This is a genomic window from Chitinophaga arvensicola, from assembly GCF_900110835.1.
In the GTDB taxonomy this organism is placed as follows: domain Bacteria; phylum Bacteroidota; class Bacteroidia; order Chitinophagales; family Chitinophagaceae; genus Chitinophaga; species Chitinophaga arvensicola.
The window spans coordinates 1,626,540-1,648,765 of sequence record NZ_FOJG01000002.1; the positions used below are offsets into that span (position 1 = coordinate 1,626,540).

Below are 22,226 nucleotides of genomic sequence, written 5' to 3' on the forward strand. Positions count from 1 at the left end.
GAGAGTGATTTAGTATTTATTGTTTGCCTGCCCCTTGTCCTGCTCCTGCAATGTTCACAGTGTCGCCGGGTTTCACGCGCTGGAGTCCTTCCACCACTATCCTGTCGCCGGCTTTCAGGCCGCTGGTCACCAGCTGCATGGTATCAGTCACAGCGCCGGGAACGATGTCCTGTGCGCCGATCACATTATCTTTTGAAACAGTATACACGCTGGTTTCGGATAAGTTCTGGATAATGGCTTTGGCCGGGATAGCCAGCTGGGTAGCCGGTGTGCCGTATTGCATAACCACCACGATACTCATACCGGATTTCAGCATACTGTCTTTATTGTCAAACACGAGACGTACGCGAACCGTGCCCGTAGTAGGATCTACAATATTGTTGATCGTTAACACCTTACCGGCTTCGCTGTAGCGGGTGCCGTCACCGAACTGGATAAAGAATTTCTCGTCACCGCCTTTTCCGTTCTGGATGCGGAGGAATTCCGGGAGGCGGGCCTGGGGAATATCCATATCAGCAAACATAGGGTGTTCGTTGACGATGGTGTTGATGAGGGTTTGGCCGGCATTGATCACATCTCCCACCTTGATCTGGGCGATACCTATCTTACCGCTTACGGGTGCTTTTACCACGGCGTGGTTTACATCCGTACCGGCCCTGGCTACGGATGCTTTTGCTGCGGCCACATTGGCCTGGGCAGTGAGCATAGCCGTGTAGGCCTGATCCACGGTTTGTTTGGAGATGGCATCGTGATCGAGCAGGGATTTATACCTTTCGTAGTCGCGTTGCCGTTGTGCCAGGTCTGCTTCTGCCTGTTGCTGGGTGGCAGCCACCTGGCCGTATGCGGCAGCATAGCGGCTTCTGTCTATATCATATAAAGCTTGTCCCTTTGTAACGCTGCTGCCATCGGCCACCCGGATGGCTTCCAGGTAACCGGAAACATCCGGTTTCAGCTGTACTATGTCGTGGGCCACGAGGGTAGCAGGGAATTTTTCCGCCACGGTATAGGAGGCTGGCTGTACTTCCACCGCCACTACGGTGGCTTTCATCTTCCCCATCATAGCGGCCTGCTGCTGTTGCTTTTTGCTGTTGCCACAGGCCACACAGAGTATCATTCCTGCCACATAAAAGGTCCGCTTGTAATTTATTAGATACATATGAGAAATTGATTGCGAATTACGAATGCTGATACTTTATTTGATTTTGCCCATGGCTTTATCCAGGTCTGTTTTGCTGATCAGGGTATTTAACAACGCCTGCACATAATCAACCTGCGCCTGTTTGAGATCACTTTCTGCCGAGGTTACGTCCAGGCTGGTGGCTACTCCCTGTTCAAATTTGAGTACAATACGGTCGTAGATCCCCTGGGTAAGCCCCATATTTGTTTTCTGGGTAACCATTTTGGCTTTGTTATTCAGGTAGACGGTATTGGCGTTGGTGACTTCCAGCTTAATCTGTTGGGACAGGTAATCCAGATCATTTTGTGATTTCTTCAGTGTGATCTGGTTTTGCCGGATCTGATGTAACCGTTCGGTGCCGGTAAAAATGGGCCATGCGAGGGTAACACCGAGGGCAGAGGCCCCGAAACCTGTTTTATAGAGATCCCCGAAATCTGTAGAGAAATAATTCCATCCATAATTTACATAAGCGCTCAATGAGGGCAGGTAACCCATCTTTTTGCTTTTCAGGCTCAGTTCATTGATGGCAATCTGGGTGGTCTGGATATCGTATTCCACTCGGTCCTGTACCCGGTAGTCGATGGTATCGGTCAGAAAATCGTCCGCGTTCAGGTCCTGTACCTTTTCCGTGAGGTCCAGTTTTGCTTCCTGTGGCATCCCCATCTGGAACTTTAATAACTGGGTCGTATATACGAGTAACCGGATCTGGGTTTCAATATCGGTGACCACATTGTTGTAGGATACCTGGATACGGTCTACGTCCACTCTTTCTGCTACGCCTACATCATACCGGGCTTTGGTATCTTTGAGGGTTTTCTCCAGCTGCTCCATATTGGATTTGGACAGGCGGATATTTTCTTCGTTGGCCAGCACGGCGTAATACGCTTTTGAAATGGCCACGCGGGTATCGATTTCCGTTCTTTTATAGGTTCTCTCTGCCAGTCCCCCGTATACTTTGGCGGCTTTCAGTCCCAGGAAGTAATCGCTGTTGAAGATCGTCTGGTTTACCTGACCGGTAACAGAAGAAGCGAAGCGGGTTCCGAACTGAACGGGGATTTTTTCGGGAGAAGTAGGGTTGGTCAGATCGGGAATCAGGGACGTTGCCAGTTTCATGTTATCCGTAAAGCTGGCGTTGATGTCTGCATGGGGTAACAGCTTTCCGGTGGCTTCCTTGATCTGCTCCCTGGAGAAATTGATATCCAGGCGGGCATTTACGACATCGTTCTGGTGTGCCAGTCCGTATTGTATGCAATTGGCCAGATTAAAAGCAAAAGGTCCCTGCTGCGTTGTATCTATCTGCCCGTAAGCCGTGGTGATCCCTGACAATAAAAGAATGGTGAATAGAAAAAGACGACAATGCATACTTATTACTTTGAAAGTATATGATGATTGATAGATACTTAACAACAAACAGGTAAAAAGGTTCTGTGGGGTGGTTCCCTAAAATACCTTCCCGGGAAAATGAACAGGAAAGCGATTAGCCGTCCGCTAAAAGCTATTTTCGTATCTTTCGGAAAAGTTATTGTTAACTATGTCTATGTCTGTTATAAAAGAACCCAAACCGTTTCATCGTGAGCTTGAGTTGGAGCGTTTGATTTTTTTCAGTGACGCGGTGTTTGCCATTGCCATTACTTTAATCGTTCTTCAGATCAAATTGCCTGATCTTCCTGAAAAAGTGCCTGCCGACCGTTACTGGGAGTTATTTAAGCCTGCTGCTATCCAGTTTTTAACCTTTGCAGCAAGTTTTGTGTTTATCGGGAACTTCTGGGTACGGCATCTTCAATTATGCCGGTTTCTCCAAAATTACAATGAAGGATTGATTCATCGTCATCTTTTCTTTTTATTTTTTATTGTGTTGTTCCCTTTTTCTACATCGGCGTTATTGCAGACGAATGCCCACTATATGTTGCCTTTTTTTATCTACCTGTGCGACCTGGCGGGCTGTCTGGCGGCTTTGTTCTGGATCAGCTACTATGTTTTCCAGAAAAATCCGGACCTGGCGGTGCCGGGGCATCATACCGAAAAAGAATTATTATACCAGCGGTTTAAATATGGTTTCCTTACTATGGCGACCGGTTTTACCTGTATTGCGATGACATATTTCCTGTACCCGGAGAATACAGCGTACCAGCGTATCAGTTATATGCTTATTCCGGCACTGGCTTTATTCAATTATTTCCGTTTAAAGATAAAAAAACGTAATACGCTCCGCCTGGTACACAAAATGGAACCCAATCACTGAAAAAGCAGCCTATGTTAGAATTAGACAAAAAGGAGGCCCAGGTGCTGCAACGCGCTATTCAGCGCTGGCAGCAGGACCGGCTCATCAGCGATGAACAGGCGGGATCGCTGAAGGAGAGTTTCAAAGTGGTGAATACCGACTGGCAAACCATTACGCTCTACATTTTTATAGCGGCTATTTCCTGTGCGCTGATGGCTTTCGGGTCGCTGGTACTGGATGAGAAGTGGATAGAGATTATCCGGAAGAAATTTTCTCTAACAGACGGCGTGATTGCCCTTCTTTTTGCCGCATTAACTATTTTCCTCTGTTATGAAGGCTGGCGGAGAAATAAACATCAACCGTTGTTTTCGTTTAACCGGGAATTATTCTGGCTGCTGCCTGTACTTAGTATAGGCGTCAGCGTGGTATATCTCGGCAAAAGCGTAAATTACCTGGACGGCAATTATGGCGCGTTCTGGCTGCTGGCCACGGCATGTTTCGGCGTATTGGGCATTGTGCTTCATTCCCGGTTGATGTGGATCGCCACTTTGCTTTGCCTGATTCCGGCCTATGTAAAGCTCACCTACTACCTCACCAACGACGCCTCCTATTTCCTTGGCATGAACCTCCCCTGCCGTATGGCCCTGCTGGGCGTGCTGCTGATTGGGGTGGCCTGGCTGCTCCGGCAATTCCGGGTATATGCCCCCATCAAAGAAATTACCTGGAGCGGGGGCTGGCTTCTGTTCCTGGTTTCCGGCTGGCTGATCTCCATCTTCGGCAATTGCGGCACCTGGGATGAATGGCAGCAATTGCGGCAGGTACACCTGTTGCAGTGGGTGATTATATATACGGTGATCTGTGCAGGCGTTTTTCTGCTGGGACTGAAAATGAAAGACGATCTGTTGCGGGATCTTGGCGTGGCCTTCCTGTTGCTTGACCTGTATACCCGTTACTTTGAATACCTCTGGGACTTTACCAACAAGGGGCTTTTCTTCGGGGTGATGGCATTGTCGTTCTGGTGGGTGGGCCGGCTTATTGAGAAGCGGATGCGACAGGGCGCCGGGCGAAAATAAAAGGGCCTGCGGCGTTTGTCATCTCCCTAAAATAACAACTACCGCAGGCTTCATACCGATAAATAAATACAATGACCCGGCTGTATCTTAAGCAGCCACTACATCTCCCAGGGCGATTCCATACCGGCCTGTATCTTTGATGCTCCAATCGTAATTGCCGGTGATCCAGGAGCGTAATACGGATACATACCGCAATAATTCATAATCTGTTTCCACTCCTTTTAGCGGCAGGAGTTTTTCCAGCGTCACAAAAATGGCGACTTCCTCGTTGTGCATACGGGCGGCCTCGTTAATGGCCTCCTGGAGTGAACATTGCCGGTCGTGCTGCAATACCAGCACGAGGTTGTGTACATCGCCCTGCCTGGACTCCTTGGTGCAGGAGAAGAGGTCGTTGGCCCAGCAAACGATGTTGTTGCAGGCCTGGATCATTCGCTGCAGCAGGGCTTGTTCCACCACATCCCTTGGGAGATAGATCTTTTCGATGATCTCGATGGCTTCAATATCGGCCAGGAGGGCGCCGGTGAAGGGACGCATGTGTACATAGTCGGCCACAGAAGGCACGATACCGGCTTCGCGGTTTTCGGCTTCCCATATGCAGGAAGTAAAATAATCGCTCATGCTGCGGATGAAGCGAAGCCGCCAGGCGGCGCTGCCAATGGCTCTCATCCGTTCCCAGATGCTGCTCAGGGCAGCGGGTAGCGGGGCGCCGGTGGCAGGTGTGATGAGCCGGTTATGCTGCAGGATGTCCATGAATCCTGCCATCATGGCTCTCAGGTAATCGGCTTTACGGCCCATGGACGCTTCATCGCACTGGTCGTCCAGGATGAACAACCAGGTGTTAAAGTCGGCGATGATACAGAGTTCGTGTAAAGCCGCATCCGGGAAGGCTCTGGCAGCCAGCCACGCAAAACGGGCTTTTTCAAAGCGTCGCCACGCCAGGTCGGACGTAATGAGGCCGTAGGATCTGACCCAGGAGCTGATATGTTCCTGGGCTTCCTGTACATGTTGATTGAGGCCGGACGGAAATGGATAGCTGATAGCTGGCATTTGGATGGTTGTCATGTGTCTTTGGGTTTAATAGTTAAAATATCGAGGGTAATCAAATGACGTCGGCGTTTCCGGGGGAGGCCCGGAAAAAACGAAAAAGTGCAGGCATGCAGAGGCAGCCGCCACTGAAAGCAGTCAATAATGGAGGTAGGTGCAGGTAATTTTATGGTATTAAAACAACCCGGTTAACAGCAAAAGTCTGGCATAGTAAAATAAAGGTTTATGATATCACACTGGCCGGAACATTAAGATATTCTAATACTAAAGGCAACGCACGATGAAACCAGATGGTGAATGCGGCGGGTTCTTTGTCCATTAATTCCAGGATTTTGCCGGAAGACAGGTAGCGGTAATCATCTACTTCTGATGGCGTTGGCGTAATAGGGCCATTATAGGTGCCTAAAAGTACATGGTCAAATTCATGTTCTGTGAGCCCGTTGTCAAAGCCTGTTTTATAGGTAAACGAAAAGATTTCCCGGAGTTCACAATCGAACCCCATTTCTTCCTGGAGGCGGCGATGGGCGGCTACAGCTGTGTCTTCACCAGGATAAGGGTGGCTACAGCAAGCATTTGTCCAAAGGCCGGCAGAATGATATTTTTCCAGCGCCCTGCGCTGCAATAAAATCTCGCCTGCATCATTGATGATAAATACAGAAAAAGCGCGATGAAGCAATCCCTTCTCATGAGCAGCCATTTTCTCCATCGTTCCAATAGGCTCATCCTGTTCGTTCACTAATATTACGTCCGGTGATTTCATAGTGTGTCAAAGATATTTTAAATACGCTTCCGGCGGATAAAAATAGGATAAACATCAAATATACTACACCTGATACAGATATTAATTGGTTGAATGGTTAACAGCAATACTTTAACGGTTACTTAGATAAATATAATATAAATTTTCCGGACTTTTGTAATATTAACAACAACGAAAATGGCAGAAGACTTACAGGTCAGCGGCGGAGATAAAGCAGCACAATACACCTCGCTGATCCCACAAATAAAAGGATTACTGGACGGAGAACCCGACCTGGTGGCCAATCTGGCAAATGTAGCCGCTGCGCTTAAAGAGCAGTTTGGCTGGTTCTGGGTAGGTTTCTACCTCGTGAAAGGAGAAGAACTTGTGCTTGGCCCCTTCCAGGGACCAATAGCGTGTACCCGTATCCGTAAGAACAAAGGCGTTTGCGGTACCAGCTGGGCGCAGGCCAGCACCTTGATTGTACCGGATGTGGAAGCCTTTCCGGGACATATTGCCTGTAGCAGTTTATCCAGGTCTGAAATCGTAGTTCCACTGGTCCGCAACGGAGAAGTAAAAGCCGTTCTGGATGTGGACAGCGAGCACCTGGCACATTTTGATACCACCGACCAGGCTTACCTGGAGGAAATTGTGGCATTGATTGTGATATAGCCAGGCGGAATTTTATATCATCGCCTCATTGTGAAACCATATGCTTTTTTTCCGCAGAAAAAATAACGATACACATCCGCCGGCAGACCTGCTGGCCTTCATGAGCACCGATATCCACTCGCACCTGGTGCCCGGAGTGGATGACGGTGTGCAGGATGTAGCCACCTCCTTACATTTTATTGAGCAACTACAGGGAATGGGTATCCGTAAAATTATTACCACACCGCATATCATGATGGACAGGTATCCGAATTCAACAGATACCCTGACCACACCCTATCAGCAGGTGCAGGAACAACTGCTGCAACGTAGCAGTCCCCTCCCCTTTCATTTTGCCGCTGAATATTACCTGGATGAACAGTTTGTACCATTACTGCAAAAACCGCTGCTCACGATCTCCGGGAATAAAGTATTGGTAGAAATTTCGTTTATGTCGGCGCCCATGCAACTGGCCCAATGGTTGTTCGATATCCAGGCAGCTGGCTATCAGCCTGTGCTGGCGCATCCGGAGCGATATGCCTATTATCATTCCGATATACAGCAGTATGAACAACTGAAAAAACAGGGTTGCCTGCTCCAGCTCAATCTGCTCTCCCTTACCGGTTATTATGGCAAACATATACAGCAGGCGGCGGAGAAGATGGTTGCTGCCGGATTACCAGATCTTATTGGTACAGATCTTCACCACGACAAGCATCTCCGGGCTATTACCGGTATTGCCGCCAACAGCAAACTCCGGAAAGTACTGGATCATTATCCTTTCGGCAACGCTACCTTATAAGCATCACGGTACCGGTTTGCTTACGCGCCTGCTGCTTACTGTCGGTATACAGCAGTACCCACACATACGTCGCCGCAGGCAGCGCACTTCCTTTAAAGAGTCCATCCCAGGCGCCTTCCGGATTGTTGGTACTGAATACGGTTTGCCCCCAGCGGGTAAATACATCCAGCCGGTAATCGTGTACGTCATCATGCACCTTTGCGCGGAACAGGTCATTCTGCCCGTCGCCATTGGGTGTAAAGGCAGTGGGAACAAATACCGCACATTCACGGATATTACGTTTGATACTGGCGCTACCATCTGTTAAACAGCTATACTGATCTTTTACCTGGAACTGATGACTTCCCTCACCGAGCTGACTAAAGCTGTTATCGGTCTGCCAGCCGGAAGTTTCCAGTTTATACAGATAAGGAGATGTTCCTCCTGTCACTTTCAGTTCAATTTTTCCATCGGTGGTTTCACTGCAACTGATATCCCGGGTGTTGACTCCTACTATCTGCAGCGGATCCGGCTCGGTTATTTTTATATCACGAAGTTTGTCTTCACAACCCATATCGTCTTTTACCGCTACAAAGTAATTTCCTGCTTTCAGTCCTTTGAATTCGGGCGTGTATGTTGGCTGAACCGCATTATTCAGGTAATACCGGTAAGGAGGAAGACCCCCTTCGGTAACAATCCTGATTTCATTTTTAGCTTCTCCATGGCAGCCCGAAAGTGTAGTACTGACTTTACTTACCAATACTATTTCCTTTACCGTTACAGATGCCGTGGCGGAGGTGCCGTTAGCTGCTGTTACGGTTACCTGGTAATTTCCGGGGGATAGATTATTAATTTTATTTGTTGTCTGGCCACCAGGAGTCCACAGATAGGTATATGGTCCTGCATTACCTATTACTTTAGCGGAAGCTGTACCCATAGTTTTACCTCTGCAGGTATTCTCTACAGCAATAATAACCTGGGGGATTTCCCGGAGAGAAGGCGATAAATTATCTATCAGCACAATAGATCCGTATGCACTTTTTTCGCAGGCGACAGCTGCATCTGTCCAGAAGGAAATGTACTTGTAGTCACGGGCAGGATTGACTACCGCGTTGTACCTTTTCCAGTTTGTATGAGAGAACGGGCCCGATCTCCATAGCAATTCAGCGGTATCTCCTGGTGTGTCTCCGGCGTAGATAGCTATATTTCCATAGCATCCTGCATACGCATAAAAAGCGGTGTATGCCAGGTCAAAAGAAAGTGAATAACTATATCCTCCCTTCATGGATACGGCTTGAGCGATACCTTCCGGCCATAAAGGGCCGCCGTGGAGTCCTACATAGGAATTCCCATCTGAGGGAGGTAATGCTATACCAAAAATACCAGGCTGAATGTCGGGTGTGCCAATGGCTGTTGTCCATGACTTCGGCGCTTTACCTTGTACTGGTTTATCTTCAAAGGACGGATTTTTTAACGGTATGTCCTGACCGTTTGCCTTTATACAACAGGCAAACAGACAGTACAATAGGATTTTCAAGGCAAAGCATGGTCTATTACACATAATAGTGTTTAGATAGGATATTAACTAAGATTTTTATGCTGCATTCTACGCGTCAAACTGTATAAAACCGATATACACAACTACATAAAATACGAATATATAAAAATATAAATTATGATTTAATCTATCCTATAAAACAATTTAATGTAAGGCCTTCTGCCGAACTCTGACGTTTACTCCATCATCATTTTACTTTCACTGACAATCGTTTTTTTCATCAGATTCATCTTCTCGCTATCTGGCTGATCCTTACCGTTTTTGTCCGTTTTCCTTATACTGACTTTCATGAACTTCACCGTAGGAGCGTATCCGTTAGGTTTATAGCTGCGGAAAGGTCTTTCTATATTATTTTTCCACACCGGATCAATTATTTGAATACTACCTTTCATTGGAGGTACATCATAGTACTTCTTCATTCCTCCTATGGAAAAGGCAATAGAAGATCCGTCGTCCTGATGCCCCCTGATAGTTATGTCTACCTGTTTTGGATTTGTACCAATCAATCTGGACAAGGCAATAACAATCCCATGTTTTGCATTATTTAGAGTAACTGGATTTTCCATCAAAATATTGTCTATAACATCATTATTATTATTTGGTTCAATGTCGATACCACTCATTGGTGTTTGTCCGTATGTATTTGAGATGACGGGAGCAACCAGTTTCAGCCCGCTGACAGAAGTAATGGACATCCCATTACGCCTGTTGTAATCCAACATGGCATTATAGATATTAATGTTGCTACTGGTTACTCCTTTCAATCCCCCCACATATATTCCGTCACCCCAGCATTTTGAAATGCGGGGTGCATAAATATTTACATTTTTGGCTGCACGAATAGCAATTCCCATTCCCCATTGGCCGGCGGCGCCTTTATGTGTACTGCGGTCTCCTTCAATGGTAGCGAAATATATGTTCACGTTCTGTACATTGTGTACCCGCAATATCTCGTACGTATCCTTCTCTGTAGTTTGCAGGAGCAGTTTTGAATGTGTTTTAAAAACAATATTGGCATCGTTTCCTACGGTTAAGCCCTTATCATTGATAAGTACCGGAAAGTCTGGCAGCACTACGGATTTATGTTGATCCATTGCTGTCTGCAGATAACTGGTATAATCTACCTTTCCATCTTTCTGATATCCTTTTGGTAAGGCTGCGGTAAGATCAAACGCCGTTGCAGCGATCTCATTCGCTTTATTCTTAAAGGCATCGGATGGAACATTTACCGTATACTGGTCAGCCACTCCCTGCTTATATGAAAAAGCAGGTATCTGCGCTTTTAAAGGAAAGCATCCACTGGTAAGCGCGAAAGTTATCGCCAGCGCTACTGATTTCCATGATCGCCTGAAAGAATATTGCTTCATTTCCATTCTTTTTTTATCTGATTAACAACTTCCCTTAATTGCTCCTGCGTCAGATTTGATCCGCTTGGCAAACACAGGCCATCTTCGAAAAGGGCCTCAGATACGCCGTTGGAATAGGTGGGTGCACCGGAGAAAACTGGCTGCTTATGCATAGGCTTCCAAAGCGGCCGGGATTCTATGTTCTCTTTTTCCAGTGCCAACCTCAGCGTTTCACGACTAACACCTTTGCTCTTTTTTTGATCCACCAGTATGGTAGTTAACCATCGGTTACTGATACAGCCTTCCGGCTCACTTAAAAAAGTAATACCAGGTAATTGTCCAAGTTCTTTCACATAATAGTCAAAATTAGAACGGCGTTGTTTTACCCGTTCATCAATCACCGTCATCTGTCCCCGTCCTATACCTGCACATATATTACTCATCCGATAATTATACCCGATATGACTATGTTCATAATGAGGAGCAGGATCCCTGGCCTGGGTAGCGAGAAACCGGGCATTGTCAACCATGTCCTTACTCGAACTCAGGAGGGCGCCGCCACCACTGGTGGTGATAATTTTGTTGCCATTAAAACTCAGTATTCCCATCTGTCCCAGGCTACCACAGGCTGTTCCCTGATAAAAAGAGCCAAGTGCTTCGGCAGCATCTTCAACTACGGGAATTTCATACCTGGATGCGATGGCGTTAATTTCCTTCATGTTTGCCGGCATTCCATATAGATGGACCGGAATAATAGCTTTCGGCTTTTTCCCTTTTTCCAGTCGTTGCCGGATGGCATTTTCCAGCAACTCAGGATCCATGTTCCATGTATCCCGTTCGCTGTCAATAAAAACGGGTATAGCGCCGAGATATGCAATGGGATTGGCTGAGGCCGAAAAAGTCATGCTCTGGCAAAGCACCTCATCTCCCTTTTTAACATCCAGCAAAATAAGCGCAAGATGTAATGCCGCTGTACCGGAAGAAAGTACTGCAGCATGCCTGGAATTGGTATAATGCTGCAGATCCCGTTCAAACCCGTCTACCTGTGGTCCAAGCGGGGCAATCCAGTTAGACTGAAAAACATCCTTTACAAATTCCAATTCCTTTTCTCCCATATGTGGAGATGATAACCATATCTTTTCCTTCATGATCTGAAACTTTACTATATTTCTGAGTTATATTTTATTATTCTCGCAGGATTTCCCACCACAACTGCATAATCAGGAACATCCCGTATCACTGCTGCTCCGGCGCCAATGGTAGCCCATCTTCCTATAGTGACCCCCTGTATCACACAGGCGCCTATTCCAATGTGAGCTCCTTCCGCCACTGTTACATTTCCGGCCAAAGCTACATTTGGAGAAATATGAACATAGTCGTCTATCACGCAATCATGGTCTACCGATGCATTAGTGTTAATGATACAATGCGCTCCTATCATCACCTCACTATTAACCGTTGATCCTGCCATTACCGCTGTTCCCGGTCCGATAGTAGCCCTGGATGACACACAGGCAGATGGATGAACAACTGTAGTAAAAGGCAAGGTCATCCTGCCTGCAATTTTCTTGCGTATATGATTATTCCCTATGGCAATGATCAAGGTTGCTGCCCTGCTGATTTTAGCGGGATCAAAACGTCCGGATACAGCGTATCCAAGGAGTTCCCTGCGTGAGGGATCATCATCAAATATACCAGCCGGTACCTGTCCCATTCTTTCCATAATTTCGATGATAACTTTCCCATGTCCGCTGGCACCTAAGAGATATATTTCCGGTTGTAATTCCATTTCCTGAGTTTAAGCAAAGGTTAATATTTCGGACTTCCGGTAAATTTTTCCATTGTAACGTGTCCTGCCTGATTTATCCCTTCTGACCGGAATACCTTAATAAAGGTCATCCACATAATTCTTATATCCAGTAACAGGTTCATGTGATCCACATACCAGACATCAAGTGCAAATTTCTTTTCCCAACTGATAGCATTTCTGCCATTCACCTGTGCCCATCCCGTAATTCCAGGCCTGGCTTCGTGACGCCTGTGCTGTTCATTATTATACAGGTGAAGATATTCGACCAACAGTGGCCTGGGACCTACCAGGCTCATATCTCCCATTATTACATTCAGCAATTGTGGTATTTCATCCAGCGAAGTCTTTCTGACAAGTCCGCCAACTTTCGTCATTCGCTCCTCATCCCTTAACAGACTACCATCTGCTGCCCTTTTATCATTCATTGTCTTAAATTTGATCAGCCTGAATACACGACCATTAAGACCGGGCCTCCGTTGTGTAAAAAATGGCTTTCCTCCATTTGTAATGGTCAGCAGTAATGTGATTACCAAAAAAAATGGTAATAACAAGATGAATGCAGATAAGGCAATCAGGCAATCAAATAATGGTTTAAATAGTTTACGATACCACATCACTTAAAATTTTCAGATAATTACTAGCGGCTATGTCGAGTGAATAGGCGCTCTTCGCCAGTCGCCCGGCGCGGTTCCGTTGCGTTTCCAATAACAGATCGTCATTGATATAATTACAAAACCGTTGCGCTTCGATAGCCATCTTTTTAATATCAAAGTCCAGCACAAATCCTACATTTTCCTGTTCTATCACTGCGGCCTGCCATCCCTGGTGGTTGATTACCACCGGCCTTGCAGCAGCGAGGCAATCAAAAAATTTATTAGCTGAATTAGCCCACAACTGCGGGATAGGTGTTACAAACGAAGAAGCAACGGTACATTCATAGTACAACTGCGATAGCTGCGATTTAGGCACCGGATCAAAAAAATATATGTTCTGATTTAAGATTCCTTCCGACTGTGCATATTGTACCAGCATCTCCTTCTCCATTCCATCTCCAAAAATGATGAACTTCACGGACGGGTCCAGCTTGTGAACGTGGCTGGCCAGTTGTACCATATACTTCAATCCGTTTACCATTCCAAGTGTGCCTGCATACAGCACTACTTTACGCGGCGCATATCCCAGCAAGGAAGGTAGCAATGCACCAGGCTGTGAATACTTTGAAAAACGATCCGTTTCAGAAATATTTGCAATGACAGACAATTTGTGCGCAGGCAAGCCTATACGACGGATAACGGAGGACTTCATATCATCCGACAATGCAACAATATGAGCAGATTTAGCATAAATGTATTTCTCAAACCGCTCCAACAAACGAATCAGCATCTTGTTTTTTATAATGCCCATCGCTACCGGCACCTCAGGCCAAACATCCCTGACCTCAAAAATAAACGGAACGCGTTTGAAGAATTTTGCAGTAATAGCAGGTATTGCCACGGTAATAGGTGTAGAGGTGGCCAAAACCACATCTGCCTTAATCCTGAAAGTCCGGAAAGAAGCAAATACGAGAAATTTCAAAAAGGCAATAATACGTTTTGAAAAACTCATCTTATTGCTATACTCCACATGCAGAACATGTAATTCAATACCCTCCAATTCCAGTATGGTCCAACCTTTCGAAAACTGGTAGAGGTTTTTCAGGAAAGAACTGCTGGTAATCACAATGACCTTGTGACCGGCTTGTGTGAACCGTTTTGACAGATCATAAGACCTGGTACCTCCTGCAGCAGCGGGCAATGTAAAATACTGATGGATATATAAGATTCTCATGGTAATTTCTTTATAAAGACCGTTGGCACACCTGCATATAATGCACGCTCTTCGGTGAAAGGTTTATTGATGACCGATCCGGCTCCCAATACAGACTGGGCCGGCAACACGCTTCCCCCGACCACAGAGCAGTTGCCTGCAATCCATGCTCCATGACCAATGCTGACCGGTCTTGGATCTGATTTACCAAAACGATAAGCCCCATTATGAAAAGTGTGGTTAGCCGATGAAATAATACAATTAGGTCCTATTAATACCCGGTTTCCGATATGAATGTCCAGTCCTATCAACACACAATTGTGCGCAATGTAGACGTCGTCACCCACCGTAAGTCCCGAAAGGGAATTGAATGTAACAGACGCTGTAACCTGGAAATTCCTTCCGCAGCGCTTCATCATCAATGAATACAAAAAACCCCGGAAACGCATAAAAACAGGTATGTTAGGCAACAGTATTGTTATCGTCCGGACAAACCAGGAATATATTATGGATAACTTAACCTTCATTCGTAAATATCTTTTTAATAAACACTTGAATAGTGAACTCCTTTACTTTTTCATATGCTCTTTTTCTCAAAGAAGCGGCTGATTCCGGGTGTTCGACCAGATAAGCAATGCGATCTGAAAATGCCTTTTCATCGTTAAAATCCGCGTACATAATGTCGTGTTCCTGCTTAAATACTGCCGGTAGCGAACCAACGGGTGTACTCAGTATATTTATTCCATTGGCCATACCTTCCAATATCACCCTGGGAGAGCCTTCCGACAAACTGGCAAAACAAAATATATGATGGGTCCGAAAAAGTGTATTAAGTGTAGTGCGATTGTCTATATGTCCTAAAAAAGTTACTTTACCCTCCAGGCTACTATCCTTAACAAGCATTTTAAGTTCCCTTTCAAATTCGCCTGATCCGGCAATTGTCAGTGTAGCACCAGGATACTTTTGCTGCACCCTGGCAAAAGCCTTAATTACCACTTCCACCCCTTTTGCTTTTCTCAGATACCCTACATAAAGCAGCTTTAATCCATGCCTGGGCAATTGCTTCGTTTCATCCAAATGGAAGTCGGCTTCATTCAGGGTAGAAGAAATCACCGGTGTTGCATTTATCCGCCACCTGGCTAACTTCTGTTTAAGATGATGGCCGTTGGTAAACACTTTTGCGCCTTTACAAGCCCAGATATAAGCCATATGTTCCGGCATGAAAAAAGATATCAACGCTAACTTTTTCAGGGTACGGAAGTTAGGGTTTACCCACGCCGCATCAATAGGATCACCTACAAAATGAACGATACGTTTCTTTTTTCCCAGGAACCTTTTACTGAGCCATCCTAAGGGAGTTGGATATCTTAAGTAAACGATGTCATACTGATTAAGTTGCTGATAAGCGGCCCGGTATGATTTATAATGTTTTACTGCTGCCTTATAACTATCCGAATATGGCAGTTCATGTACCACCACATGGTTGAAGCTTGAAAGAGATACCAAACCAGCTTCATGCTCACCCATCACTTTAACCGGTGATAACAGGCCCACTTCGTCATAATACTTCACAATCTCATTCAGATATACCCAATGAGTGTAAGGGAGGAAATATTCATTTCCTCTTTTTGACACTACCCACGCCTGTAATAAAATCTTTGCCATAAGGTTACATAGAATAATAAATTAGTTCAATTGCGCTTCAAGCACCTTCAACCGCGCTGCTTTATCATATGCTGTTTTTGCATCTCCTGCATTGATAAGTTTTTCACAGATTAACATAAACAAAAAGAAAAGCTGCATACAGATGGTGTTCTGAAAATTCTCAATACTTATACCAATGATGAGCATAAATACCAGCGACAATATCAGGTAGTTACCGAATATCTCTGATAAAGTCTCGTTCCTCTGTTTCATCAGTTTTATACTATATTTCACTGATCTTACGATGATCACAAAGAATAATGACACTCCCCAAACACCATTATAAATAACAGCTCCCAGGTAAGTATTATGTGCAGTAGCTTTATAGATATTTTTAGCCATCACCATACCGATGCCGTTAAAGAGCAGCACCGGATCAAATTTATCCAGGAACATGCTCCATACTTCTGAGCGTTTATCCAAACCTGCTTCTGTTGTACTTCCCGTGGCGCCTGTAAACCGGGCAAACAAAAGGTCTCTGACAGGGTTATCTATCACCAGCACTAATATGGCTACCATTAAAGCACCGAATAAAAAAATTTTATTTTCTGAACGGAATAAAATGATGGCACCTGTAAATGCGAAAGCAAGCAGCGGTCCCCGGCTTTGTGTATAAGCCAAACCAAGCAGGATGGTGATAAAACAAAAAATGAGAAATTTCTTACCCAGGAAATTCTGTTGCCTGAGGGTCAGGAGATATAGTGACAGTACAGACATAAACAAGCAAACAACAGAGGTAGCAACTGTACCAATAGATCCTCTTGCTCTCCTGGCCAACTCCACTACGCCCTCCATGTTGTCAAGAACTTCATTGGCAGAAAGGTCTGTATTGGGTATTAAAAAAATACCGAAAGCCCTTGGCGCCACTACTGTACCAACACCGAGCAAGGCTGTGGCAACACCGGCAATCAACAACCATTTAATGAATGTTCTAACGTCTGCGTAACTTCTCAGCAGGGAAGCTGCAATAGCAACGGTCATAGGCACGTAAGCCGCTTTCAGCAGGAACTTTACGACCTCCTGTGAAGCCGACCAACCACCGTATAAAAGGCCGTTAAGATTACCCAACAGGTGTATCAGCCACCACACGAGTGCCAGTCGAAAGGTATTCAGGCTCCATATTTTAGTATCCGGTGCCTTCTTGTAAATGCATACAATAAAAGTAAAGAAGACAAATATATCATCAAAGCGTATATTCAATGGCAGTGTGCCGTACAGAAGCGCGTTCGGATACAGCCAAATGGCAAACCACATAAAAACCAATCCTGTCATTGGTTTCAATGCAGTTCTATACATCATAAATAAAAAAAAGACAGCTACTATTATTGCCATTTGGATATAACTTAATACGGTTTAAATCAGGTGCTTGTAGATGACTTCCATTTTCGCGCTGGTGAACCGGACATCAAAATTTGCGGCTATGTGCTCTTTTGCAGCAGATCCCAGCGCAGATCGATGTGACTCATTTTTTAGCAGGCCAAGTATCGCGTCGGCCAGCGCCACTGCATCAGCAGGCGCTGTTAAAACGCCTGTTTTACCATTATCAATAATCTCCGGGAATGAGCCGACGTTGGTGGCTATCACGGGAACTCCTGCTGCCATGGCCTCTGCTGCTGCCAATCCGAAACCTTCACCCAGGAAATTTCTGTATGGAATACTTGGAGTGCAGATAATTGCGCAATCTGCCAAATACCTGGAAGCATTTGGGACCTGGCCAAGGAATAGAATTTTACTTTCTCTTTTAAGTTCAGCAACGTCTTTTTTTAATTGTGCTTCAAATGCGATCCGTCTCTCCTGTGCCGGTGATTCCTTGCCTATTATAAGGAACCTTGTGTCAGGAAACTGTTCCAGTACTATATCAGCCGCTTTGATAAAAAAAGCATGCCCTTTAAGTGGTGTGATTGTTCCCAGAATAGCTATCAGCCTGGTATTTCCATTCACTCCTGCCAATTGGCGCAGGTGTCCGGAAATACCGGCTCCGGAAATATCTCCGACAGCCACTCCATTATATACAACCTGCGATCTTCTTTTTGCTACCGGAGGGAGGCTATCCTCCACAAAAAAACTTATGGGTACGATAGTGTTACAAAAAAAACGGGAGCCAAAAGCCACCAGCCGTGCACGTAGTCCGGATGGCCTGGTAGCGCCATGCCAGTGCCATACACATGGCACACCTGTGAGCCTGCAGGCTGCGCCTGCAATAATATGGTGTGGAAAGTAGTTAACATCTATTATATCAATTCTGTATTTTTTAATGGCAGCGGCCAACGATTTAATCCCCTGGGCAACGGTAAATATTTTTATCAGATTGGAACGCATCTTTTGCACACGGGTACCCGTCTTTCCAAAATTGACGAGTCGCCTAGGGGTCAATATTACCGTTTCGTCAAAAGCTGTTTTTAACGTATCATGGCTCTTCCCGTTACCAAGAAAAAAACCGGTTACCTGGAATTCATTCCTGTTGATATTATTTAGCAACAGGTGTATATACTCAACTACGCCCCCTCCTTCTCCTCCATCGAAAAAGAAGCCGATCCGTATTTTTTTTGTTACTGTAGCTTTGTTCATGACGTTACGTTATTTAATCACAGCTGCCTGTTTTTTCGACTTTAACGACTTCAGCATTGTCTGGATGTCCGGCCTCCGGATGACCAGGCAGTTAGCAATATTCAGTCCATACTGCCTGTTGCAAACCACTATCCCGGCAACAGCGGAAAAGATATTACCACACAGTACCGCCAATGCAGCTCCTTCTATTCCAAGCCTTCCTACAGTAAACCAGGTTACGCCAGCCACGATAGAAAAAGTAACCATCAGGATATACATTGTTATCAGGGCCTTTCCATCGCCCGCCAATAGATTGTTACAGATACTGGAGATAGTGATAAACACCAATGATGGGGCTAATATGCGTAATGCTACGTTGGCGCCATAAAATGACGGACCATAAAGCAGATGAATAATATATCTGCTGAAAATATAGACCCCGGCGGAAATCACAAAGCTGACAGAAGAACTGACCCGCATGGCAAACTCCGCCTGTTTGGTTAGCAGGTCGCCTTTCAAGCCAGCCCATTTTGCATAAAGCAGCGGGCCCACTGTAGAGGGTATCAGCGTTATCATACCACTGATAGCCACCGCCCTCGTATACAATCCTACCTGGTTAAAATTCTGCTGTTGTGTGTAACGCAGCAGCATTACAGTAACATTGGAAGTGAGTACATATAGAAAATTGGAAGCGGACAATTTGATACTATATTTCAACAGTGATCCCAGAAGTTTCCAGTTGAATGGTGTACGCAAGTGTAAATGTTCCCTGAGAAAATAAAACAACGTACAGCAAGCCACTGTATTTCCCACGCCTAAAGCGGTGATGGCAAAAGCGGGACTTCTTTTACTTATCAGTAACATCAGTAAGCCACTCAACAAAATGATTATTCTTGGTAACATATCTATTACCACCATTCGTTTAGAAGCCAGTTGGGCTACTAAAACAGGGCGAAGTGTAGAAATATTTACAAGTGCAGCAGAGCCGAATGAAAAAAGCAATGCAATCATAAATGAGATGGTCCCAAAATAGCCCGGATTAAAAACAATGGCAGCGGTGAAACCAATAATCAACAGCCCTCCAAAAAGAAGGGATACTTTGGCCGTGTTGGAAATAATTTCCCGGGGTTCATATTTCAGATTATTGAGAAAATAGATACTTGCAGTACCCATTCCTAAAGAAAGAAATGTTACCACCACCATCTGAGACGAACGAAACAGTTCGTATTGTCCCATACCGCCAGGCCCCAGGCTTCTGGAATATATGACACCAGCCAGCATGTTTAACATAATACCAGCCATCTGACCACCAGTAACAAATATACTTTTCCGTAAAAAGCTCATAATCTATTTTGCATATGTCTGATAAATACCAACTACCTTTTTGCTCCAGCTCTCCGATGAGTAGTCCTCTTCCACTTTCTGTGTGGCATTCTTAATCAACTGATCGCGAAACTTGTCATCCTGTAAGAGGATGTCCATAGCAAATGCCAGTTCTGTAGCATTTGCAGGCTTAACCAGCAAACCGGTATGCTTATGTTCTATCAATTCTGCCAGGCCACCAATATCAGAAGCTACCGGAACTGTACCCGCCGCCATTGCTTCTGTTACAGCGAGGGAGGTAGCCTCCACAACGCCACTTGCAGGCACAGAGGGTACGATTACGGCTTTTGCCTTTGCAAACAATGGCAGCAAACTGTTTCTCGGTACCGGACCAAGGAAAATCACGCGGGAGGCAATATTCAGGCGGGCCGCCAACTCTTCCAGGTCCTTTCTCAATGGTCCCTGGCCCGCAATTACCAATTGACAATGACTATCTTTCAATTGTGCCAATGCTTCAATCGCATAACGAACACCCGTTTTTTCCACCAACCTGCGTGGAACGAGGAAAAAGGGTTGTTTTACAGGCAGATCAATCGGCTCATTAATAAAATCTCTTACTTCCGAAACATTGACACAATTGAACATGACGTCGATTTTTCTGGAATCCAGGCCATAGTCGTTCGTTAGAATCGCTGCCTGCCCGCTATCTACAGCAATGAAATGTTTGGCCTTCGCAAAAGCCACTGCCTCACAGTTCATGATCAGTTCCTTATAAGCCGGTAACTTATCAGCTCCTCCCATTTGTGCTTCATACAGCGCAGGACCATGTACCGTCTGGATTACCGGGATACTCCTCAGATTCCTGCTTTTCAATACCGAATAGGAAGCATACACGTCATGGGTATGAATTACATCCGGCTTAAACTGCTCAATTTCTCTTGCCACCAAATGGCTGATACGATTCAGCGTATGTTTGAAGTTGCTGCTGACAAACTTGTTCTTACTACCGAAAGCCAGCAGCAGGCGAATCGCTTTTTTCCATTTAGGGGAATGTGCCATTCCTCCCTGGATTAGCCTTACTTCATGGCCACCTGATTTTAATTCCGCCAGCAGGATCTCAACATGCGTACTTAAACCGCCGGAATGAGGTATCCGTTGCTGTGTTACAATTAACACTTTCATTGTATCCTATTTTGTCATTTTTCTTCTAAGGAAATTGAACGGACGCATCAGTTGTGATGTAATCCCTTTCATCATTAATTTACAAATCCAGCCGAGAGCCTCCATCTTATCTCCCGGTGAATAGATCTGGTGATTGCGGAGTACATCCTGTACCACTGTAAAATTCGTTTTTGAAAGTTCCTGCTGCGCATCAAAAGCCGCCGATGAAGCAATGCGGCTATTTGCCCTCAGGCTTTGCAATATTTTATCGGCATAATCCGCAGAAAGTGCATCCATGGGTATGATGCTATCTTCCATATCTATACGACGCATAAACTCGCTCACTTTCCGATCATAGGGTACTGCAAAAAAGTGTGTGCCCATAGCAGCTGCAAACACACATCCATGCAATCTCATAGATAAAAGAAAGTCAGCATTCCTTACCTCCTGCATGGCATCATTCAGATTAACAGGAATATGAATACTTATTTTATCCCGGTGCTCAGGCGAAAATTTTAATATAAGCTCTTCATAGAATTTTTTATCATGAACAGACTCATACCCCAACATTCTAATATAAACGCCATTTGAAATAAGCCGGGTGCAAATGGCTACCAAACCTTTTTCATCGAGGCCTGTCCATTTTCTGAATGCTATTGCCACCGTGGGCGCGCTTTTCACTGTTGAATGTGTTGTCACATACTGCTTAAAATCAAGAGAAGGAACAACATCCGCAGTAATTATTATCCGGTCGGGTTCAACACCATAACTTATGAGTTCCTTCCTGCTTTCTTCATCCCTTACCTGCACCAAAGCCATACGGTTACAGGTAAATGCGGTGAGCTTTTTCAGCCACGCTGTTTTAACAGGCCCAACTCCGATACCTACTGTTATTACCGGACGATTAAATAAAATGCCGAAACAGGCAGGAATCAGGTAAGCGGGAATGGTGGTCCAGCTGTGTACGTCCTGTATAATACCACCACCACCTATTATAATCAGATGACTCTTTTTTATACTGCTGATATGGCTGGAAAAAAGAGACCAAAAATCTTGCGAAGGATAAAAACCTTTGATGGTATCAACTGCCGTGATGCCTGTAAATGTTCGGGTATATTCGGGGCTTCTTGTCACCACGCTAAAACTGGCTTCGGGCAATTCTTTCTTCACCCCTTTGTAAACAGCTAACGAAACCGCCTCATCTCCGACGTTTCCTGCGCCAAAAAAGCCGGTTAACAATACATTTTGAGAGGTTTTTCTATTGGATATGGCCATGTGCATCTTT

At 45.3% G+C, this 22,226-nt stretch carries 21 protein-coding genes; 4 read left to right on the top strand and 17 right to left on the bottom strand.

Translation table 11 applies throughout. From position 1 onward, the window contains the following. Positions 1–16 precede the first annotated feature (16 nt). A complete protein-coding gene (locus BMW79_RS23960) occupies positions 17–1,156 on the bottom strand; it encodes an efflux RND transporter periplasmic adaptor subunit (protein ID WP_089898882.1) in 1,140 nt (379 codons plus the stop codon). Between the two features lie 36 nt (positions 1,157–1,192). Beyond that, entirely contained in the window at positions 1,193–2,539 is a 1,347-nt protein-coding gene (locus tag BMW79_RS23965; protein WP_089898885.1) for a TolC family protein, read from the bottom strand. Positions 2,540–2,714: 175 nt separating this feature from the next. On the opposite strand from BMW79_RS23965, the gene BMW79_RS23970 reads away from it, so the two are divergent. Continuing rightward, positions 2,715–3,419: a TMEM175 family protein gene (locus BMW79_RS23970; protein ID WP_177192309.1), complete on the top strand. Its 705-nt coding sequence runs from the start codon at positions 2,715–2,717 to the stop codon at positions 3,417–3,419. Between the two features lie 11 nt (positions 3,420–3,430). Next, positions 3,431–4,471 (top strand): hypothetical protein, encoded by a 1,041-nt coding sequence (locus BMW79_RS23975; protein WP_089898891.1) that lies wholly within the window; start codon positions 3,431–3,433, stop codon positions 4,469–4,471. Between the two features lie 87 nt (positions 4,472–4,558). Here the strand turns inward: BMW79_RS23975 and BMW79_RS23980 are convergent, their stop codons facing one another. Together BMW79_RS23980 and idi are read right to left on the bottom strand one after the other, a co-directional pair. Continuing rightward, on the bottom strand, positions 4,559–5,533 hold the full coding sequence (locus BMW79_RS23980) for a terpene synthase family protein (RefSeq protein ID WP_089898895.1): 975 nt from the start codon (positions 5,531–5,533) through the stop codon (positions 4,559–4,561). A gap of 205 nt (positions 5,534–5,738) precedes the next feature. Then, positions 5,739–6,275 (bottom strand): isopentenyl-diphosphate Delta-isomerase, encoded by a 537-nt coding sequence (gene idi / locus BMW79_RS23985; protein WP_089898899.1) that lies wholly within the window; start codon positions 6,273–6,275, stop codon positions 5,739–5,741. A gap of 177 nt (positions 6,276–6,452) precedes the next feature. Here idi and BMW79_RS23990 point away from each other — a divergent pair, with 177 nt between their 5' ends. Together BMW79_RS23990 and BMW79_RS23995 are read left to right on the top strand one after the other, a co-directional pair. Further along, complete coding sequence (locus BMW79_RS23990; protein WP_089898903.1) at positions 6,453–6,926, top strand: GAF domain-containing protein; 474 nt, start codon at positions 6,453–6,455, stop codon at positions 6,924–6,926. Positions 6,927–6,966: 40 nt separating this feature from the next. Then, positions 6,967–7,707 (top strand): tyrosine-protein phosphatase, encoded by a 741-nt coding sequence (locus tag BMW79_RS23995; RefSeq protein WP_089898905.1) that lies wholly within the window; start codon positions 6,967–6,969, stop codon positions 7,705–7,707. Here BMW79_RS23995 and BMW79_RS24000 read toward each other — a convergent pair. The 13 genes from BMW79_RS24000 to BMW79_RS24060 form a co-directional block, all read right to left on the bottom strand. After that, positions 7,697–9,223 (bottom strand): T9SS type B sorting domain-containing protein, encoded by a 1,527-nt coding sequence (locus BMW79_RS24000; RefSeq protein ID WP_177192310.1) that lies wholly within the window; start codon positions 9,221–9,223, stop codon positions 7,697–7,699. The two genes, BMW79_RS23995 and BMW79_RS24000, sit on opposite strands and share 11 nt — an antisense overlap. A gap of 197 nt (positions 9,224–9,420) precedes the next feature. Beyond that, positions 9,421–10,611 (bottom strand): right-handed parallel beta-helix repeat-containing protein, encoded by a 1,191-nt coding sequence (locus BMW79_RS24005; protein ID WP_089898911.1) that lies wholly within the window; start codon positions 10,609–10,611, stop codon positions 9,421–9,423. Then, positions 10,608–11,738, bottom strand: a complete 1,131-nt coding sequence (locus BMW79_RS24010) for a DegT/DnrJ/EryC1/StrS family aminotransferase (protein ID WP_089898914.1) — start codon at positions 11,736–11,738, stop codon at positions 10,608–10,610. The genes BMW79_RS24005 and BMW79_RS24010 overlap by 4 nt, the downstream gene beginning before the upstream one ends. A 14-nt stretch (positions 11,739–11,752) precedes the next feature. After that, positions 11,753–12,379, bottom strand: coding sequence for an acetyltransferase (locus BMW79_RS24015; protein ID WP_218150425.1), 627 nt, complete (start codon positions 12,377–12,379; stop codon positions 11,753–11,755). A 20-nt stretch (positions 12,380–12,399) separates the two neighbouring features. After that, complete coding sequence (locus BMW79_RS24020) at positions 12,400–13,014, bottom strand: sugar transferase (RefSeq protein ID WP_089898917.1); 615 nt, start codon at positions 13,012–13,014, stop codon at positions 12,400–12,402. Further along, on the bottom strand, positions 13,001–14,227 hold the full coding sequence (locus BMW79_RS24025) for a glycosyltransferase family 4 protein (RefSeq protein WP_089898919.1): 1,227 nt from the start codon (positions 14,225–14,227) through the stop codon (positions 13,001–13,003). Before BMW79_RS24025 ends, BMW79_RS24020 begins: the two co-directional genes overlap by 14 nt. Beyond that, positions 14,224–14,622 carry an acyltransferase gene (locus BMW79_RS24030; RefSeq protein WP_143059261.1) on the bottom strand — a complete coding sequence of 133 codons (399 nt, stop codon included), beginning with the start codon at positions 14,620–14,622 and terminating at the stop codon, positions 14,224–14,226. Before BMW79_RS24030 ends, BMW79_RS24025 begins: the two co-directional genes overlap by 4 nt. A 100-nt stretch (positions 14,623–14,722) precedes the next feature. After that, positions 14,723–15,871: a glycosyltransferase family 4 protein gene (locus BMW79_RS24035; RefSeq protein WP_089898925.1), complete on the bottom strand. Its 1,149-nt coding sequence runs from the start codon at positions 15,869–15,871 to the stop codon at positions 14,723–14,725. Positions 15,872–15,892: 21 nt separating this feature from the next. Then, positions 15,893–17,209: an O-antigen ligase family protein gene (locus BMW79_RS24040; protein ID WP_143059262.1), complete on the bottom strand. Its 1,317-nt coding sequence runs from the start codon at positions 17,207–17,209 to the stop codon at positions 15,893–15,895. A 54-nt stretch (positions 17,210–17,263) separates the two neighbouring features. Continuing rightward, a complete protein-coding gene (locus BMW79_RS24045) occupies positions 17,264–18,478 on the bottom strand; it encodes a glycosyltransferase (RefSeq protein ID WP_089898931.1) in 1,215 nt (404 codons plus the stop codon). A 9-nt stretch (positions 18,479–18,487) separates the two neighbouring features. Then, positions 18,488–19,801: an MATE family efflux transporter gene (locus tag BMW79_RS24050; protein ID WP_089898934.1), complete on the bottom strand. Its 1,314-nt coding sequence runs from the start codon at positions 19,799–19,801 to the stop codon at positions 18,488–18,490. 3 nt (positions 19,802–19,804) lie between these two features. Then, entirely contained in the window at positions 19,805–20,962 is a 1,158-nt protein-coding gene (locus BMW79_RS24055; protein WP_089898937.1) for a glycosyltransferase family 4 protein, read from the bottom strand. 6 nt (positions 20,963–20,968) lie between these two features. Continuing rightward, positions 20,969–22,216 carry a polysaccharide pyruvyl transferase family protein gene (locus BMW79_RS24060; RefSeq protein ID WP_177192311.1) on the bottom strand — a complete coding sequence of 416 codons (1,248 nt, stop codon included), beginning with the start codon at positions 22,214–22,216 and terminating at the stop codon, positions 20,969–20,971. Positions 22,217–22,226: the final 10 nt, after the last annotated feature.

Coding starts and splice junctions, on each gene's coding strand:
- BMW79_RS23960 (WP_089898882.1), bottom strand. CDS start 1,156: ATGTATCTAATAAATTACAAGCGGACCTTTTATGTGGCAGGAATGATA.
- BMW79_RS23965 (WP_089898885.1), bottom strand. CDS start 2,539: ATGCATTGTCGTCTTTTTCTATTCACCATTCTTTTATTGTCAGGGATC.
- BMW79_RS23970 (WP_177192309.1), top strand. CDS start 2,715: ATGTCTGTTATAAAAGAACCCAAACCGTTTCATCGTGAGCTTGAGTTG.
- BMW79_RS23975 (WP_089898891.1), top strand. CDS start 3,431: ATGTTAGAATTAGACAAAAAGGAGGCCCAGGTGCTGCAACGCGCTATT.
- BMW79_RS23980 (WP_089898895.1), bottom strand. CDS start 5,533: ATGACAACCATCCAAATGCCAGCTATCAGCTATCCATTTCCGTCCGGC.
- idi (WP_089898899.1), bottom strand. CDS start 6,275: ATGAAATCACCGGACGTAATATTAGTGAACGAACAGGATGAGCCTATT.
- BMW79_RS23990 (WP_089898903.1), top strand. CDS start 6,453: ATGGCAGAAGACTTACAGGTCAGCGGCGGAGATAAAGCAGCACAATAC.
- BMW79_RS23995 (WP_089898905.1), top strand. CDS start 6,967: ATGCTTTTTTTCCGCAGAAAAAATAACGATACACATCCGCCGGCAGAC.
- BMW79_RS24005 (WP_089898911.1), bottom strand. CDS start 10,611: ATGAAGCAATATTCTTTCAGGCGATCATGGAAATCAGTAGCGCTGGCG.
- BMW79_RS24010 (WP_089898914.1), bottom strand. CDS start 11,738: ATGAAGGAAAAGATATGGTTATCATCTCCACATATGGGAGAAAAGGAA.
- BMW79_RS24015 (WP_218150425.1), bottom strand. CDS start 12,379: ATGGAATTACAACCGGAAATATATCTCTTAGGTGCCAGCGGACATGGG.
- BMW79_RS24020 (WP_089898917.1), bottom strand. CDS start 13,014: ATGTGGTATCGTAAACTATTTAAACCATTATTTGATTGCCTGATTGCC.
- BMW79_RS24025 (WP_089898919.1), bottom strand. CDS start 14,227: ATGAGAATCTTATATATCCATCAGTATTTTACATTGCCCGCTGCTGCA.
- BMW79_RS24030 (WP_143059261.1), bottom strand. CDS start 14,622: ATGAAGCGCTGCGGAAGGAATTTCCAGGTTACAGCGTCTGTTACATTC.
- BMW79_RS24035 (WP_089898925.1), bottom strand. CDS start 15,871: ATGGCAAAGATTTTATTACAGGCGTGGGTAGTGTCAAAAAGAGGAAAT.
- BMW79_RS24040 (WP_143059262.1), bottom strand. CDS start 17,209: ATGATGTATAGAACTGCATTGAAACCAATGACAGGATTGGTTTTTATG.
- BMW79_RS24045 (WP_089898931.1), bottom strand. CDS start 18,478: ATGAACAAAGCTACAGTAACAAAAAAAATACGGATCGGCTTCTTTTTC.
- BMW79_RS24050 (WP_089898934.1), bottom strand. CDS start 19,801: ATGAGCTTTTTACGGAAAAGTATATTTGTTACTGGTGGTCAGATGGCT.
- BMW79_RS24055 (WP_089898937.1), bottom strand. CDS start 20,962: ATGAAAGTGTTAATTGTAACACAGCAACGGATACCTCATTCCGGCGGT.
- BMW79_RS24060 (WP_177192311.1), bottom strand. CDS start 22,216: ATGGCCATATCCAATAGAAAAACCTCTCAAAATGTATTGTTAACCGGC.